We start from the raw sequence: 15293 nt of genomic DNA, 5'->3' as shown, positions 1-15293 counted from the left end.
GCGGCATGAGTCTTCTGCGGAGCAGGCGACGGTCGCCGGGTCTCTACCTGGCCGTCGTCCTAGCCTTCCTGTACCTGCCGATCGCGGTCGTCGTGCTTTTCTCGTTCAACTCCAGCAGCACCCTGAACCTCCCAATCAAGGGCTTCTCGCTGCGCTGGTACGAGGCGGTGCTGACCGACCCGACCTACACGTCGGCCCTGCGAAACAGTCTGATCGTGGCGGTCGTCTGCGCGATCACCACCACCGTTCTGGGCACGCTGGCGGCGTTCGGGCTTACCCACGTGAGTCCCCGGGTGCGCCCGTGGCTCGCGGTGCTGTTCTTCGCGCCCATCACGCTTCCCGGGCTCTTTCTCGGGTTGTCGCTGCTGGCGTGGTTCGCCAAGCTCGACATCGAGCTCTCACTATGGACCGTGGCCGCCGCGCACGTGGTCTACACGTTCCCGTATTTCCTGCTCGTCGCTCAGTCCGTCCTGGACCGGATCGACCCGCAGTACGACGAGCTGGCGGCCGATCTGGGAGCGTCGTCGCTGCTGAGGTTCACGAGGGTCACACTGCCGATGACGTGGCCGGTGCTCGTCGCCGGCGGCATGCTCTCCTTCGTCCTGAGCTTCGACGAATTCTTCATCACCTTCTTCGTCATCGGGCCGCAGAGCACGGTGCCGCTCGTCATCTACTCAGCGATGCGTCGTGCGATCGATCCGTCGATCAATGCGTTCGCGACCCTCCTCCTGCTCGTCACTTTCCTGTCCGGCGTCGTGATCGCCGTGCTGGCACGGACGGGCAGGGCTGCTCGAAAGGGAGTCAAGGCCTCGTGAATACCGTTCTCAGCCTGACGGGCATCAGCAAGAGCTTCGGTAAGGTGCCGATCCTGCATGGCGTGGACCTCGACGTCCAAGAGGGTGAGATCCTGTCGCTGCTAGGTCCGAGCGGGTGCGGCAAGACCACCATGCTTCGCATCATCGGCGGGTTCGAACGGCCGGACCGCGGCCGGGTGGTCCTGGCCGGCAAAGACATCACCGACGCGCCGCCGCATCGCCGCCCGATCAACATCGTCTTCCAGCGCTACCTGCTCTTTCCCCATCTGTCGGTCTTCGACAACGTCGCCTTCGGGCTGCGGATCGACAAGGTCGGCAAGCAGGACATCGAGCGACGCGTGCGGGAGGCGCTGGAGCTGGTCGGGCTGGAGGATCTCGCCGACCGGCGGGCGACCCAGCTCAGCGGCGGCCAGTCGCAGCGGATCAGTCTGGCCCGGGCGCTGGTGAAGCGCCCGAAGGTGCTGCTGCTCGACGAGCCGCTCTCGGCCTTGGACCAGAAGGTCCGGATCACCATGCAGGCTGAGCTGCGGCGCATCCACCGGGAGACGGGCACCACGTTTGTCTACGTCACGCACGACCAGCAGGAGGCCATGTCGCTCTCGAACAGGGTCGTGGTGATGAACGCGGGCCGCATCGAGCAGATTGGCACGCCCGCCGAGGTCTACCACCGCTCGGCCACCAAGTTCGTCTCCGGTTTCGTCGGTGACGCGAATCTGATGGCCGTCGAGGCCCTCGACAGCGCGGGGGACGGCAGCGAGGTGAAGGTCGTCGAGACCGGGCAGCGCCTGCGGCTGCGGCAGAAGCTGCCGCAGCGCAACACCACCCTGGTGGTACGTCCGGAGCTGCTTCGGCTGTCGGCGACCGCCGACGAAGGACTCTCCGGCACCATCTCGGACATCGCGTTTCTCGGATCCTGCGTGCAGTTCCACGTCGACCTGGGCGGCATTACCCTGCGGGTGCAGGAGCCGGCGGCCGGCTCGCCCCTGGGCTACGGCGTCGGCGACACCGTGGGGGTCCTTCTGCCCGATCACCCCGTCCACGTTCTCACCGACTGACCACACCCCGGCGAGCAGAGGAGGAGTCACCACATGATCGTATACATCGAATTCATTTCCCGCCGTCCCGGCATCTCCATTGAGCACTTCCACGCGATCGCAGGCGCCGGGCAGACGGGGTGGGCCAAGCAGTACGGCGACGACGAGCTGGTGGTGAACCTGGGACGGACCTGGCGTATCGGTCCGGAGCCGGAGTACCTCGCCGTGTGGCTGAACCGCAAGGCGGGTCTTGAGCTGCTGGGGGAGTGGGAGCGGGCCTTCGGGTCCGGCGAGGCCGACGCGTTCGAGAAGCCCATGGAGGTGGTCGGCCGGCTGGACCGCGCGGGCTTCTACCGGCCGCTGCGGGAGCCGGTCGCCGGCCGGGTCGGTCCCTACTACGCCGAGTACCTCGATTTCGCCCCCGGCGCCACGCCCGACGAGGTCGCCGCCTTCTTCGACAAGCGCGCGGGCGAGCACCCGGCACTGAAGCTCCATGTCGTTGCCGACCGCATCGGCCACCTCGGCCCGGACCCGCGGTGCATCGCGGTGTGGGGCCTGCCGGACTACGCACACCTGGACGAGATCGGCAGCGAACTGCAGGACGTGACGGCGCCCGTCGTGCTCCGTACCGCAGGCGTTTACGCAAACCTCGGCGAAGAAATCCTCTAGCCCCGACGCTCGCGAGGCGGACATCATGCGATTCGAAGGCAAGAACGCGCTGGTCACCGGTGCCAGCAACGGCATCGGCGCGGCCATCGCCGAGCGGCTGTCGGCCGAAGGCGCATCCCTGTGCCTGCTCGCCGCGCCACAGGATGAGGCCCACCTGAAGGAGGTGGCGGAGAAGCTCCGCGCCGAGTCGGGGGCGAAGGTCGTGACGGTGACCGGCGACATCGGTGACGCCGACACCGCGGAGCGCGCCCTGGCGGCGGCGTGCGACGCGTTCGGCGGGGTCGACCTGCTGGCGAGCAACGCCGGGATCGGCATCTGGGAGAACATCCTTGAGACGCCGATCGAGGAGTTCGACCGGGTGATGCGCGTGAATACCCGCGGCCAGTACGCGATCACGAGCGCCGTCGCCCGGCACATGAGCCGGCGCGGGCGTGGGGCCATGGTCATGACCGCGTCGACCGCCTCGCTCTTCGGCGAGGAGGGGCAGATCATCTACAACACCTCGAAGGGCGCCGTCATGGCGCTGGCCCGGTCGCTCGCCGTCGACCTGGCGCGGTACGGCATCCGGGTCAACGCCCTCGCGCCGGGCTGGGTCCGCACCCGGGCGACGGTGGCCGAGGTGGACGACGTCGCGATCTGGAGCAAGCACCGGACTCGCATTCCGCTCGACCGCCCGGGCGAGCCGGCGGAGATGGCGGCGGTGGCCTGCTTCCTGCTCAGCGACGACGCCTCGTACATGACCGGCTCGGTCGTGATGTGCGACGGCGGGCTCACCGCTGGCTACCGGGCGAGCGACTGGGAGGCGGTCGAGCGCCCGCTGGAGCCGCGCACCCCCGGACTGTCCGACAGCTGACCACGGGTGACACCCGGTCGCGCACCCGGCCCTCGATGGCTGACGTGGTGACCGGTTGAGAGCGACACGGAGGACGAAGTGAATCGGTCGACCATCGAACAGGGCAGGTTCCTCAGCCCCTCAACGGAAGACGAACGAGCGGTCGTCGAGGCGGTCGAGAAGGAGCTCCTGATCGCCGGGCGGTGGCGGCCGGCGACGGATGGGCACCAGTTGCCGGTGCACGACCCGTCGACCGGTGAGGTTCTGTGCCACGTGGCGGATGCGGTGCCGGCCGATGCGGTGGCCGCGCTTGACGCGGCCGCCGCGGCCCAGCTGGGTTGGGCCAAGTGCCCGCCCCGGGAGCGTTCGGACATCCTCCGACGCGCATTCGAGCAGCTCATCGCCCGCGCTGACGAGTTGGCCCTGCTGATGACCCTCGAGATGGGTAAGCCGCTCGCGGAGTCGAAGGCGGAAATCGTCTACGCGGCGGAGTTCCTGCGCTGGTTCTCCGAGGAGGCCGTACGGATCGACGGGCGCTACGCCGTCGCGCCGAACGGGCAGGGCCGGCTGATGGTGATGAAGCAGCCCGTCGGGCCGTGCCTGCTGATCACGCCGTGGAACTTCCCGATGGCCATGGGTACGCGCAAGATCGGACCGGCGATCGCCGCCGGGTGCAGCATGGTCGTCAAGCCGGCCCGGGAAACGCCGCTCTCCATGCTGGCACTGGCCAAGATCCTGTCCGACGGCGGTCTGCCCGACGGTGTCCTCAATGTGATCACCTCCTCCACCGCGGGTGAGGTGACCGCACCGCTCATCGCCGATCCGCGCCTCCGCAAGATGTCGTTCACCGGGTCGACGGAGGTCGGTCGCACCCTCATCGCTCAGTCGGCCCATCAGGTGCTACGCGTGTCGATGGAACTCGGCGGCAACGCGCCGTTCATCGTCTTCGACGACGCCGACCTGGACGCGGCGGTCGAGGGAGCGATGATCGCGAAGATGCGGAACATCGGGGAGGCCTGCACGGCGGCCAACCGGTTCCTCGTCGCAGAGTCAATCGCGGCCGACTTCGCGGAACGCCTGGCCGTACGGATGCGCGCGTTGAAGGTCGGGCGCGGCACCGAACCCGGCGTCCAGGTAGGGCCGCTGATCACCGCGAAGGCGCGGGACAGTATGCGGGCGTTCGTCGATGACGCGGGTCAGCGAGGCGGTCGGGTGCTCGCCGGGGGCGACGCTCTCGACGGGGGTGGCTACTACTATCAGCCCACCGTCATCGCTGGCGTGGACCCAGGGGCCCGGGTGTTCAGGGAAGAGATCTTCGGTCCCATCGCACCCATCGCATCCTTCTCGAGCGAGCAGGAGGCGCTGGCGATTGCGAACTCCACGGAGTACGGTCTCGCCGCCTACGTGTACACCTCCGACATGCGGCGTTGCTTCCGCGTGGTTGAGGCGCTGGAGTTCGGCATGGTCGGCCTCAATCAGGGCATCGTGTCCAACCCCGCAGCCCCGTTCGGCGGAATGAAGCAGTCCGGGGTCGGACGTGAGGGTGGCCGCGAGGGCATCGAGGAGTACCTGGAGACGAAGTACGTCGCCGCGAACGTGTAGCGGTCGGAGGCGCTGCGGCGGCCGCTTGCCAGCCCGCCAGGGCACCTGCCTTGCCCGACCGGACACCTCGCGCCGCAGCCCGCCAGTGGCGGTCCGACCGGACGGCGATGCGGCCGGAGGGCTCCGATGCCCCTATGTTCTGTCAAGCGGTTCGTGAGGTCGGATCTACGGGATCGAGCTGGCGGAGCAGGTGGTAGATCTCGCGGGCGATGTAGCGCTTGAGGCATCGCATGGCTTCGCGGCGTGTGAGGCCTTGGCTGCTGCGTCGGTCGAGATAGTCGCGGGTGCGTTGGTCACCGCGTGATCGGGTCAGGGCGATGCGGTAGAGGGCGGCGTTGGCGCGGCGGTCACCGCCGCGGTTGAGTCGGCGCCGGCGGTCTTGCCCGAGGACGCCTCGATCGGGTTGACGCCGCATAGTGCGGCGAAGGACGCCTGGCTGTGCATCCGGTCGGGGTTGTCACCTGCGGTGACCAGCAGCGCGGAGGCGCTGTCCGGGCCGATCCCGTGACGTTGCAGCAGCTGTGGTGCGTTCGAGTTCAGCACGGCGGTGATCTGGCGCTGGAATTCGCGTTCCTCGGCGGTGAGTGCCTGGATGCGCTGGGCCAGGCGGCGCAGGGTGTAGACGGTGGCGGTGGCCACGTCGGTCGGGGCGGTGTCGGGCAGGGCGGCGCAGTGGCGGATCAACGCTGTGTCGGACAGGCCGGTCAAGGTGTCGCGTAGCGTCGTTGCGGCGGTGACGATTACGGCCTTGAGCTGGTTGACCGCCTGGGTGCGGGACTTCACCGCGGAGGCTCTGGCCAGGCGGAGCATGCGCAGCATCTCCACCGGCCCGTCGGCGGTCTTTGCGGTGGCGGTGGCCCGGCCGGACAGCACCGCCAGGGCGGCGGCCATCGCGTCGATGGTGTCGGTCTTGCCGTGGCGGCGGCGCGCCGCGCGGTCGGGGCGGTTGACCTCGATCACGGTCAGACGCTGGTTGCGCAGGTAGCGGGCCAGGCCCGCGCCGAAGGAGCCGGTTCCCTCGACACCGGCGCGTCGGAGGTCGCCGAAACCACGTGCCCAGGCCAGCAGGTCGCGGTAGCCGGCGGCGGTGGTCGGGAAGCTGGCAGAGGCAACCTGGACGCCGAGCGGAGTGGTCACTGCGGCGACGTGGGCGTCCTTGTGGGTGTCGACGCCGAGGATGACCTCCTCGCCGGTCGGGTCGGGCTGACTGTCCGGGGCGGGGTTTGGCATGCTGGACATGGACCGTTTGTCTCCTGGTGGCTCGGGACGGCGGATGGCCATCGCCGGGCCGGCAGGGCGGTCAGAACTGTGATGGTGCCCTTGTTGCAGCAAGGCATGAGCTGTGCGTGGGTTACCAAGATCTCGCGGCCGCCACGCCAGCGTCGGGGCCGCTGTCGCGCTCCGCCGCCTGCTGCCGGCTCCGTCGGCGCCGAGTGAGGGTGCCCGCTCAGTGTGGTGGCGGACATCACAGGCGACCGGGGCGCTGGCGGTCGACGGGTGATCGTGAATCCTGCATGATCCACTGGCTGCCCCTCGCGTTGTTCTGGAGGTTTCCGTGACGGAACATCTTCCCGGCACATCCGGTCCGGCCTCTGTGGCTGATGGCCCAGGGCCTGACCGGCTGAGGGAGGATGCCCGCGCGGCGTGGGCCTACCGGACTTATTTGCGGACGCGTGGTTCCCGGCCGCTACACCCGGACGCTGGCGCCCGGCTGCTGGCCAAGATCGAACCGGACGACCACGTTGAGCTCATCGCCGAGGCTGCGGTCCAGGTCCAGGCCGACGATGACAGGTTGTCCAGGCTAACCCGCGACGGTACTGCGCAGTTCGTCGCTGCCCGGACGATGCGACGGTGGATTCTCGTCGAACGCGCCACCGGCGCGGTCAAGTTCTGCACCGGGCCGCCGTGCCCGAGCTGGATGTGGGGCAGCCCGGGCGCGACTTGGCCGAACGCCGGCTGGGCCTTCGATGTCACCGCTAACAACCGCCGCAGGTTCGGTATCAAGGTCTTCTCCGACGACGACGGGCTCGACCGGCTCGACCGGCTAAAACAGCTCATCACCAAGGGCGCGGCCGGGCAGATCAAGTTGCTTCCCGAGCAGCCCGAGGTGCCCGCGCTTCCCGACCTGGACGCCGCCGCGTCCGCATGTGGGGCTATGCCGGCGCAGCGCTTCCTGCCGTCGGACTGGCGTACCAGTGAGGAGATCGCCGCCGCCCACATGCGGGCGCTCGGCTTCGCCGATGCGGAACTGACCGGTGGCAATCGCGACGGTGGCCTCGACGTCGTCGCCGGGACCGGTGTCGCCCAGGTAAAGATGCAGGCGCAGCCGGTAGGTGCCCCGCAGGTGCACCAGCTGCGCGGTACCCGGCCGCACTCACCCCATCACCTGTTCTACTCGACATCCGGGTACACGACTGCGACGTGCGAGGCAGCCGCGGAGATCGGCGTGTACCTGTTCACGATCGGCCGGGACGGGACGGTATCGCCGGTCGGTGCCGCGGCCGCCGACCTCGCCGAAGCGGGCGTACACGACCCGGACGCAGTCCGGGCGGTCACCGCGCGGCAGATCGTGAAGGAGTACTGCCAAGGTGTCGCCGACCGGATCACGGCCGCGATCAACGCTACCGATCTGTCCGCGCCAGGCCGCACCGGCCGGTATCCGGGACATCACGAGCGTGCACTGCGGTACCTGCACCGGGCGCTGGAGAACCTGAGCGAGGCGCCCGGCTCATTCGAGTCGCTGCGTTCCACAGCGGTGTACTACCACCACACCGAACTGCTAGCCCACGTCTGGTTCCGGGAGATGGGAGTGCCGTACCCGGATGGCGAGCGCCTGCGCCACGAACCCGAAACCCTAGACTCGTTCTACGGCTGAGTAGCGGCCGATGAGGACGCGGGTGGCAAACACGACGGGCTCGACCGCGTTTTCAGGCGTACTCACATGCCGCGAACCGGGCGGCGGCCGGGATAACAGTTCGAGGTCGACGGCCGTGTGGGGCAGGATGTACAGCGTGATCCTGTTGGTTCCCGCGAACCCTCTACGGCCGCGCCACCCGGACGGGCATTTCGCGACGGAGGCACAGGCCGCACGTGCTGCCGGGCTCGATGTGGCGGTGGTCGACCACGACGCGTTGGTGCAGGGCGGAGATGTGCGTCGGGCGGTCGCATCGGTCTCAGGCAGCGGTATGGCCGTGTACCGCGGCTGGATGCTGCGTAGCGAGCAGTACGCCACTTTCGCCGAGATTCTCGCCGAGCGCGGGGTGGTGTTGAGGACTGGTGGGGAGCAGTACCGGCGGGCACATGAGCTGCCTGGCTGGTATGCCGCTCTGGCTGCGGTCACCCCGCCGTCGGTGTGGACCACGGGCTCGGAGCGGGCGGACTTCGACCGCGCGCGTGTCGAACTGGGCGCGGGACCGGCGGTGCTGCGTGACTACAGCAAGTCGATGAAGCACTACTGGGACGAGGCCGCGTTCATCCCAGACCTCGAGGACGGTGCGGCTGCGCGGAGCGTGGCGAGCCGGTTTCTCGAACTGCGCGAGAACGACTTCGTGGGCGGGTTCGTGCTGCGGCGCTTCGAGCGGTTCGCCTCCGCCGAAGTACGCACATGGTGGGTCGACGGCGTATGCGTCCTGATCGGACCGCATCCCGACAGCCCGAACGATTCGGCGCCGGTCGAGATCGACCTGGCCCCGATCGCACCGTTGATCGCCGGGCTCGGCCTGCCCTTCGTCACCGTGGACCTCGCTCTCCGCACGGACGGCGTATGGCGGGTCGTCGAACTCGGCGACGGGCAGGTTAGCGACCGACCAACCACCATCGAACCTCAAACGATGATCACGGCCCTGCTTGCTCGAGCCCGCTGATCGGCAACACTGTCTGCCTGAACATCCGCTCTTGCCGCCGACCGTGCGCGCGGCAGCCTGAGGGAGCCCAACTATCGTCGGTGAAAAGACGGGTGCGACGCCAGCGTCAGATCATGCCGACGTCAGCGCGCATTCGACGCCTCGATGATGGTGGCCTTTCCTGCCACGGGCCGGCCCTCGTGCATGGTGATCGTCACCGGCTGCAGGTGCCGCCAGAGGGCCGGGGACAGCGGGCCCAGGCGGACCGACTCGGTGGTGCCTGGTGACAACGCTGGAGCGGACTCCACCCAGATGCGTGCCACGCGCAGATCGGGGTCGCCCGCAGCCGTACGTCGGCCGAGGTCCCACAGCGGTCGGAGGATGCCCTTGCCCGGGATCGGCGTTCGCCGGCCTGTGGGGTTCTCCGCGGCCAGACGCAGCACCAGCTTGCGGAGCTCCCGGTCGACCGGTTGCCGGCCGCGCCGCGCATGCGGATAGGTCCAGTGTCGGGCGATCAGTTGCCGGTGCCAGCGCAGCAGCGTTGCTGGGGTGACGAAGAACGCTGACCATTGCGGTCGGGGCAGCAGCCGTGACAACGCCGCCAGCACCACCCGATCCTCGGGCTGCAGATCGGGGCGGTGCACCTGCCGGCGCAGCACCGCCACCTGATGGCGCAACACGAGCAGTTCGACGTCTATCGCGCCGCCGTCGCGGGCGAGCTGGGTGAGCATCTGCAAGATCTGGCGCAGGAGCAGGTACACCAGCGAAGCGGTCATGACCCCATCGTTGCCGCTACCGCCGGGGCAGACCTCGCACAAAGGCGCACGTCACAGACCCGCACCGAATTTTCGAGCCTGACAGGTGTCCGTTGTAGAACTGTTCGAACTCGCGAAGGGCGTGGAGCAGGTGCCGCTGGTTCCAGATCAGGGTCCGGTCCAGTAGTTCACGGCGGCAGGTCTGGACCCACCGTTCCATGATCGAGTTCATTCTCGGCATCTGGATGCCGCTGAACACGACGTCGATGTCCGCGTCGGCGAGGATGGCGTCGAACATATCGGGGAACTTGCCAACCCGGTCGCGGACCATGAACCGCGCCCGAGAGCCGTTGCCTTCGGGGTCCATGACGAGGTTCTTCGCCGCCTGTGCCACCCCTGCGGTGGTTGGATGCGGGGTGGCGCGCAGGATGTGGATTCGGCGGCTGGCGTGCTCAATCACCGCGAACACGTACATCCACGCTCCCGTTAGGGTGACTGTCTCCAGGAAGTCACATGCCAGCAGGGCGTCCGCCTGGGAGCGCAGGAAGTCGGACCAGGTGCTGGCAGCCCGCTCGGGCGCCGGGTCGATCCCGGCCTTCTTCAAGATCTCCCAGACGGTGGACGCGGCCACCTTCACCCCCAGCACCAGCAGTTCGCCGTGCAGGCGCCGGTAGCCCCAGCTGGGAGTCTTCCGCGCCAGGCGCAGCACCAAGGCCCGGGCGGAGTGCACAGTGCGCGGTCGACCCGGGCGCTTGGGTCGGGAAACGGCCGCGTGACGGCGGGCGACCAGATCGCGATGCCAGCGCAGCACCGAGTCGGAGCGCACCAGCAGCCGCACTCGGCGCAGCAGGTCGCGCGGCAGCCGGTGTAGCAGGGCCGCCAGGAACGCCGGTCACGTCGCGGCACCGTGCATGCCAAGGGCTGATGGTGGTCAGGCCCGCGCCTTCGTCCGCCCTGGAATCTGGCCGTGACGGACACCGGGGCCGCAAAGGTGCCGCCGGAGCTGCTGAGCCGCCAACGACGCGCAAAATTTCGGAACATGTTAGTCGCGCTTGCCGGTGTCGGGTCCCCGCTCCACATGCTTTCACCAGGTGCCCTCTCGCCGTCGGGCCCTCGCTTCCGTCAGACTTGGAGACGTGCATGAGCCAACCCGAGCACTTCCTGCGTATCACTTCGCGAGCGACGTCGATGGCGTCCGGCACCTGATCGTCGATGACAGCGACAGCGACTGCACTGGATGGCGCATCAAGGTGAGGGAGCGTGACGGCGGATACCAGTTCCCGTTCGAGCGGTCCATCGTCTTCGGCGAAGATGCCGGGGCCAACCTGATAGGTCATGGTCCTGCTCGAGAAACATGGACAGTCGTCATGGACTGGGGTGCCGTCTCGGCGGAGATTTGCCTGCCGGACGGCTCACATCACTCGGTGGGCGGGTTCATTCTCTGATGCTGGAGAGTGTTACCAAGAGGCAGGAGTTGGCCTAACCGCAGGCGCCTCGGCCTCCTGCTCCGGGGCGTGCGTTTAGCCCAGTCCTTCAAGACCCGATGGGACGGCTTGAAGCGTGAGCAGAAGCAGGAGAGCGTCGGCAGCAAGGCGCACCTGAACGCGGGCCACGACGCGCTGAGTCGCATATCCGACCCAGGGCAACGTCGTCATTGCCCGGCCAGCACAAGTGCGGAAGCATCATCACATGGTGTCGGAATAGCGCCCGCTGTCGGAGGAGGGCCTCGGCGCCCTGGTTGGTATTCACCCATCGCGGCAGGTCCAGCAGTCAGGGCTGGCGATGGCCGGAAGAAGCCGTGAAGATATGACTGGTTTTGAAAGAGAATCCCTCAGAAGAATTCCAGAGCCAGACGTAGCACCATGGCCACAGCCTCTTATGTCCGAAAAACCTCGACTCCTTTTCATGCAAAAGGGTGTGCGCCTCATCCCCAGCATTAAAGTCCGCTCGACGGCGCCTGAGGCAGGCCTGCATGCACACCAGCAATACCTGCTTGATGCACTGGCCAATTCGGTCGGGGGTATAAACATACGGCGAGTTGAGTCGTTCTTCTTAAGTCGAGGTCTACGGATTGCCCCTTACAAATTGCTTAATGAGGCTGACACGCGACTAGCGGAGAAGATGGGCGAATTAGACGGTCTTAACGGGAGCTACAAGGCATCCCATGACGTTGCGCTCGTTCCACGTCACGCCGGATTGGAAGCAATAAACGGTAGCGAGCTCACCGAAAGTATCCTAGTACATGAATTGGCACACGGAATTAATGAGTATCATGACCTTGTGTACCTCCAAGATGAGGTAGGGGGCGAGCAGTCCATTCAGCATGGACGTTCGGGTCACCGCGTATACGATTGCCATGGCGAAGCTCGCGGTCGTCTCATAGAAGAAGCACGCGCCGAACGGGAGCGCGGCAAGTTTGTCGAGCAAGTTCTTGGACTTTCCCATGGATTTGCACACCGCGTCTTGAAAACTAAATTCTTTCTGGAAGGCGCTGCTGTAGTTGATGCCAAGTACAGCATCTGTCGCACCGACGGCACGCCGCACGTTATTTCAGAAGCCTTTCCGGCCCAAGCCTTTGACCTGCTTTGCCAAGTCGACCCAGCCATAGACAATTCCCTGACCCTTTCACCCAGAAGTGTGGGAGGATTGCGAAACCTTGCCCGAAGACTCGAACAAATACAACCAGGCCTCTATGCCTATTTACGCGATATGCCATATGGCCGCGAGCATTACAGGCAATGTCTCGTAGATATTCAGGAGTTAGCAGGAGATTTGCCTCGCTATGATTCAATGTCCAATTACCGGCAAAGGCAAGACGGATCAAGCATTCCCCGCCCCGCCAGTCGGCGACAGCCCAGGACGCCCGATGAGGCACGTGACCGGTAGACCAAACAGACGTTCTCTTCGTCGGCGAACGCGGCGATCGGCTCGCCCACGTCCAGGCTTGAACTTGCGCAGGGTCTCCACTGCGTCCTGGACCTCAGCGCCCGGTCCGGAATCCACCCGGACGCACCGGAAGGGTTCCAACCGGTCGACCAATCCGGGAACGCGGCGAAGGTCGATAGGCAATCCCATATTCGCCTGAAATCTTCCCGAATCGGGGAACCCGGGCAAGTGGATGACTAGCACTTCTCTGCCGGTGACCTCTTCGGCGTCCCCGAAGAGGTCACCCAAGGCGCCTACGCTTGTGTGAGCTTGAAAGTCTTGCCGATCGTCATCGGCGGTGGGGCAATGGTTCTTGTCGCCCCTCGGACACGAACCATAACCCCACGGTGCGCGCTGAGATCCACTGCAGCGCGCACCGTTTGTGTTCTATCTGTTAGGTCAGCCGGAGACCTAGCTGCCGGTAGACCTCGGCTTTGTCGTCGGGGTCGGCGTCGCGCAGCACGGTGACGATGTCGCCGAGCGCTCGAACCAAGCCGGCGATCTGGGAGCGGCTCATCCGGCGTGGCTCCGCTCGCTGGGTCGATTGAAGATCGGCTTCGGCTCGTGCCCGTTCGGCCTGGGTCTGGATGATCCAGCCGGTGACCACCACGGGATCTACGCCCGCGTCGAGGGCAGACCGGTACTGCGCGAGCTTTGTGTCACAGGCCGCGATAGTGGCCCGGGCTGCGGCCGTAACTGGCGTGAGTTGATCCACGGGCTGGGCGTCGGCCATGGCGGTGATCGTTTGTTCGAGGTAGTCCGGGGCGAATGCGGATGCCAGCCACTGGTCAAGTGGGTCGCTGAGGGCGTCCTCGCGCAGGTAGACGTTGCGGGGGTGTTCCACCTCGTTGGCGAGGGCGTAATCCTGAGGAAAACGGCAGCGGTATTAGGCGGCACCGTGGTTGTACTGGCCTTGCATACGGCGCTGGCAGGCGGCGCAGTAGATCATCCCGCGGAAGACATAGGGGTTGCGGGTGCGGCGTTGGCGTTCCTGGCGGTCGACGGCTCGCGCGCGACGGCTGAGCAGGGCTTGGACTTGCTCGAAGGTGTCGTCATCGATCAGGGGTGGGTGTGTGATGTCTTTGGAGAATACCCATTTGTCACGGGTGTTCCAGCGCATGACCCCGGTGTGGCCCAGTGCTACGTCATCGACGTCTAGGAGGACTTCGTCGGTGCGTTGTTTGTTCCATACCTGCCGGCCGGTGTAGCGGGGGTTGGTGAGGATGACGCGTATGGCGCTCTTGGACCAGGCGATGCCGCTGCGGTGTGGATTCCGTGCGCGGTCGTGCCGAGGGGCAGGGGACGTGGTTGGCGGTGAGTCCTTCGGCGATGGCGAAGAGCCCGTAGCCGGCGAGGAACTCGTCGAAGATCCGACGGACGACGAGGGCGGTCTGGGGATCTGGGGTGAGTCCGCGAAGGTTCTTGCCGTCGGCCGCCTTGGCGGGGTTGGGGTGAGGGGCGAGTTCACGCAGTGTGTAGCCGTATGGCGGGCGTCCGCCGAGGTACCGACCTTCCAGGAGTGTCTGAGCGGCCATGGCGGTGCGGACGCGCAGCTTGATCCGGTTGCGTTCGCCCTTGCTCATGCCGCCGAAGACGGACATGACAAGTTCGTGTGCCTCGTTGTCGGTGTCGATGGGGCCGCCGATCTCGGCACCCAGAGTGCGACCCCGTAGTGCGCGAAGAGAGGCACTGTGAGACCGAACTGGTTGCCATAGAAGGCCCGGTGCGGTTCCCCAACAACGACTGCGGAAAAGCCTCGACGTGGGTCGCGCAGCGCCGTGAGGAGGGTGTTGGCCTGGGGTCGGCGTTGCCAGGGCAGGGAGCGGCTCTGGCCGACGTCGAAGTACTCGGTGACGATGCAGCCGCCGTGGGGCTGGATGAGGGCCGTTGCCCGGGTGAGTTGCCAGCTTCGCGACGATTCCGGGTCTTGGTTGTCCTCGGTGGAGACGCGGCCGTAGAAGGCAAAGGGTTTTGATTGAGGGGAGGTCATCCGCTCTCCTGCTTCGAGTGAGTTGTCGGTGTGGCGGTCGTTGAGGTGTATGAGCAGCTTCAGTAGGGCGGCGGCTGCCTGTGGGTGTAGCTCGGGTGGTTGAGCTGGAGTCACCGCACTGCGAACCCCAGTGGTTGTGCTGCCGTCGACGTTGTCGACCGTCCATGCACGCTTGTCTCCGCCAGGTCGGTCAAGTTGCTCGTTCGGTGCGGTCGCCGGGCCGGGTCGTCTCCGTCGTTTGTGCGGGTGACTGGAAGGCTGCGTCATGCGCCTCCGTCCGGCGGTCGACCGGGTCGACTCACTAGCTGGTCGTCATGCGTCGCTCGCGCCTTGACTTCGGCTACTTCGATTCGGAACGGGGCGGGTGGGAGGGCGATGGCAGGCCCGGTGCCGATGCGGCGCGGCGTTGTGGCGCCGTGCCTTGATGCGTGGCTGGCTGGTGCCGTAGCAGTTCCCTGGGTTGTCATGGGTGAGGTCCTCCGGGAGCTCGATGTGTGCTGTTCTGGCGTCAGGGCATGAAAAAGCGGCCGGTGCCGTGAGGCATCGGCCGCTGGTCAAACAGGGCGCACGTTAGATGTACGTAACTATCAAGCCGTTGAAGTGGTCGGGATGTGGCGAGCACCCTTTGGTGCTGGCGTTCCGTTGCCGCATTGCGGACGAGTAGCTCAGTGGGAGGACGCTTCGTTCACACCATAGAGGTCACTGGCTCGATCGCAGTTTCGCCCACCATGAATATTTGCAGGTAGCGAGCCCGTCACCGGAACCACCGGTAACGGGCTTTCGCGCTGTTGCCCTTAAATTGGGAGCAGATTGGGAGCATGCAGCTTCC

Annotated in this window: 14 protein-coding genes and 1 pseudogene; 9 read left to right on the top strand and 6 right to left on the bottom strand. The window is 66.5% G+C overall.

Going from position 1 to position 15293, the window contains the following annotated elements; all coding sequences use genetic code 11:
- Window positions 1-5 precede the first annotated feature (5 nt).
- The 5 genes from ACFY29_RS05415 (at window position 6) to ACFY29_RS05395 (ending at window position 4952) form a co-directional block, all read left to right on the top strand.
- Entirely contained in the window at window positions 6-815 is an 810-nt protein-coding gene (locus ACFY29_RS05415) for an ABC transporter permease (RefSeq protein WP_354968381.1), read from the top strand.
- A complete protein-coding gene (locus ACFY29_RS05410) occupies window positions 812-1870 on the top strand; it encodes an ABC transporter ATP-binding protein (protein WP_386983634.1) in 1059 nt (352 codons plus the stop codon). Before ACFY29_RS05415 ends, ACFY29_RS05410 begins: the two co-directional genes overlap by 4 nt.
- 33 nt (window positions 1871-1903) lie before the next feature.
- Window positions 1904-2518: a hypothetical protein gene (locus tag ACFY29_RS05405; protein ID WP_354968359.1), complete on the top strand. Its 615-nt coding sequence runs from the start codon at window positions 1904-1906 to the stop codon at window positions 2516-2518.
- A gap of 25 nt (window positions 2519-2543) precedes the next feature.
- On the top strand, window positions 2544-3371 hold the full coding sequence (locus ACFY29_RS05400) for a glucose 1-dehydrogenase (RefSeq protein WP_354968360.1): 828 nt from the start codon (window positions 2544-2546) through the stop codon (window positions 3369-3371).
- 78 nt (window positions 3372-3449) lie between these two features.
- Window positions 3450-4952: an NAD-dependent succinate-semialdehyde dehydrogenase gene (locus ACFY29_RS05395; RefSeq protein ID WP_386983631.1), complete on the top strand. Its 1503-nt coding sequence runs from the start codon at window positions 3450-3452 to the stop codon at window positions 4950-4952.
- Between the two features lie 142 nt (window positions 4953-5094).
- On the opposite strand, the pseudogene ACFY29_RS05390 reads toward ACFY29_RS05395, so the two are convergent.
- Window positions 5095-6182: pseudogene (locus ACFY29_RS05390) on the bottom strand (IS110 family transposase).
- A 433-nt stretch (window positions 6183-6615) separates the two neighbouring features.
- On the opposite strand from ACFY29_RS05390, the gene ACFY29_RS05385 reads away from it, so the two are divergent.
- Both ACFY29_RS05385 and ACFY29_RS05380 read left to right on the top strand, forming a co-directional pair.
- Window positions 6616-7827, top strand: coding sequence for a restriction endonuclease (locus ACFY29_RS05385; RefSeq protein ID WP_386983629.1), 1212 nt, complete (start codon window positions 6616-6618; stop codon window positions 7825-7827).
- Window positions 7828-7963: 136 nt separating this feature from the next.
- On the top strand, window positions 7964-8815 hold the full coding sequence (locus tag ACFY29_RS05380; RefSeq protein ID WP_386983627.1) for an ATP-grasp domain-containing protein: 852 nt from the start codon (window positions 7964-7966) through the stop codon (window positions 8813-8815).
- Window positions 8816-8937: 122 nt separating this feature from the next.
- Here ACFY29_RS05380 and ACFY29_RS05375 read toward each other — a convergent pair whose 3' ends face one another.
- Window positions 8938-9555 (bottom strand): helix-turn-helix domain-containing protein, encoded by a 618-nt coding sequence (locus ACFY29_RS05375; protein ID WP_386983625.1) that lies wholly within the window; start codon window positions 9553-9555, stop codon window positions 8938-8940.
- 31 nt (window positions 9556-9586) lie between these two features.
- Window positions 9587-10261 (bottom strand): hypothetical protein, encoded by a 675-nt coding sequence (locus tag ACFY29_RS05370; RefSeq protein WP_386983623.1) that lies wholly within the window; start codon window positions 10259-10261, stop codon window positions 9587-9589.
- A 424-nt stretch (window positions 10262-10685) separates the two neighbouring features.
- Here ACFY29_RS05370 and ACFY29_RS05365 point away from each other — a divergent pair, with 424 nt between their 5' ends.
- Both ACFY29_RS05365 and ACFY29_RS05360 read left to right on the top strand, forming a co-directional pair.
- The gene (locus ACFY29_RS05365) at window positions 10686-10994 is read left to right on the top strand and encodes a hypothetical protein (RefSeq protein ID WP_386983621.1); all 309 of its coding nucleotides are present in this window, start codon (window positions 10686-10688) and stop codon (window positions 10992-10994) included.
- A gap of 460 nt (window positions 10995-11454) precedes the next feature.
- The gene (locus ACFY29_RS05360; protein WP_386983619.1) at window positions 11455-12435 is read left to right on the top strand and encodes a hypothetical protein; all 981 of its coding nucleotides are present in this window, start codon (window positions 11455-11457) and stop codon (window positions 12433-12435) included.
- Window positions 12436-12868: 433 nt separating this feature from the next.
- Here ACFY29_RS05360 and ACFY29_RS05355 read toward each other — a convergent pair whose 3' ends face one another.
- From ACFY29_RS05355 to ACFY29_RS05345, 3 genes are all read right to left on the bottom strand, one after another.
- Window positions 12869-13207 carry a hypothetical protein gene (locus ACFY29_RS05355; RefSeq protein WP_386983617.1) on the bottom strand — a complete coding sequence of 113 codons (339 nt, stop codon included), beginning with the start codon at window positions 13205-13207 and terminating at the stop codon, window positions 12869-12871.
- 153 nt (window positions 13208-13360) lie between these two features.
- Window positions 13361-13699: a recombinase family protein gene (locus ACFY29_RS05350; protein ID WP_386984640.1), complete on the bottom strand. Its 339-nt coding sequence runs from the start codon at window positions 13697-13699 to the stop codon at window positions 13361-13363.
- Complete coding sequence (locus ACFY29_RS05345) at window positions 13620-14009, bottom strand: recombinase family protein (protein WP_386984638.1); 390 nt, start codon at window positions 14007-14009, stop codon at window positions 13620-13622. The genes ACFY29_RS05350 and ACFY29_RS05345 overlap by 80 nt, the downstream gene beginning before the upstream one ends.
- Between the last annotated feature and the right edge of the window lie 1284 nt (window positions 14010-15293).

It is taken from the genome of Micromonospora sp. NPDC000668 (assembly GCF_042897975.1).
GTDB lineage: Bacteria > Actinomycetota > Actinomycetes > Mycobacteriales > Micromonosporaceae > Micromonospora.
The sequence above is the reverse complement of the archived record's forward strand: the minus strand, read 5'-3'. Positions and strand labels throughout refer to the sequence as shown.

Coding starts and splice junctions, on each gene's coding strand:
- ACFY29_RS05415 (WP_354968381.1), top strand. CDS start 6: ATGAGTCTTCTGCGGAGCAGGCGACGGTCGCCGGGTCTCTACCTGGCC.
- ACFY29_RS05405 (WP_354968359.1), top strand. CDS start 1,904: ATGATCGTATACATCGAATTCATTTCCCGCCGTCCCGGCATCTCCATT.
- ACFY29_RS05400 (WP_354968360.1), top strand. CDS start 2,544: ATGCGATTCGAAGGCAAGAACGCGCTGGTCACCGGTGCCAGCAACGGC.
- ACFY29_RS05360 (WP_386983619.1), top strand. CDS start 11,455: ATGCAAAAGGGTGTGCGCCTCATCCCCAGCATTAAAGTCCGCTCGACG.
- ACFY29_RS05355 (WP_386983617.1), bottom strand. CDS start 13,207: ATGGCCGACGCCCAGCCCGTGGATCAACTCACGCCAGTTACGGCCGCA.
- ACFY29_RS05345 (WP_386984638.1), bottom strand. CDS start 14,009: ATGGCCGCTCAGACACTCCTGGAAGGTCGGTACCTCGGCGGACGCCCG.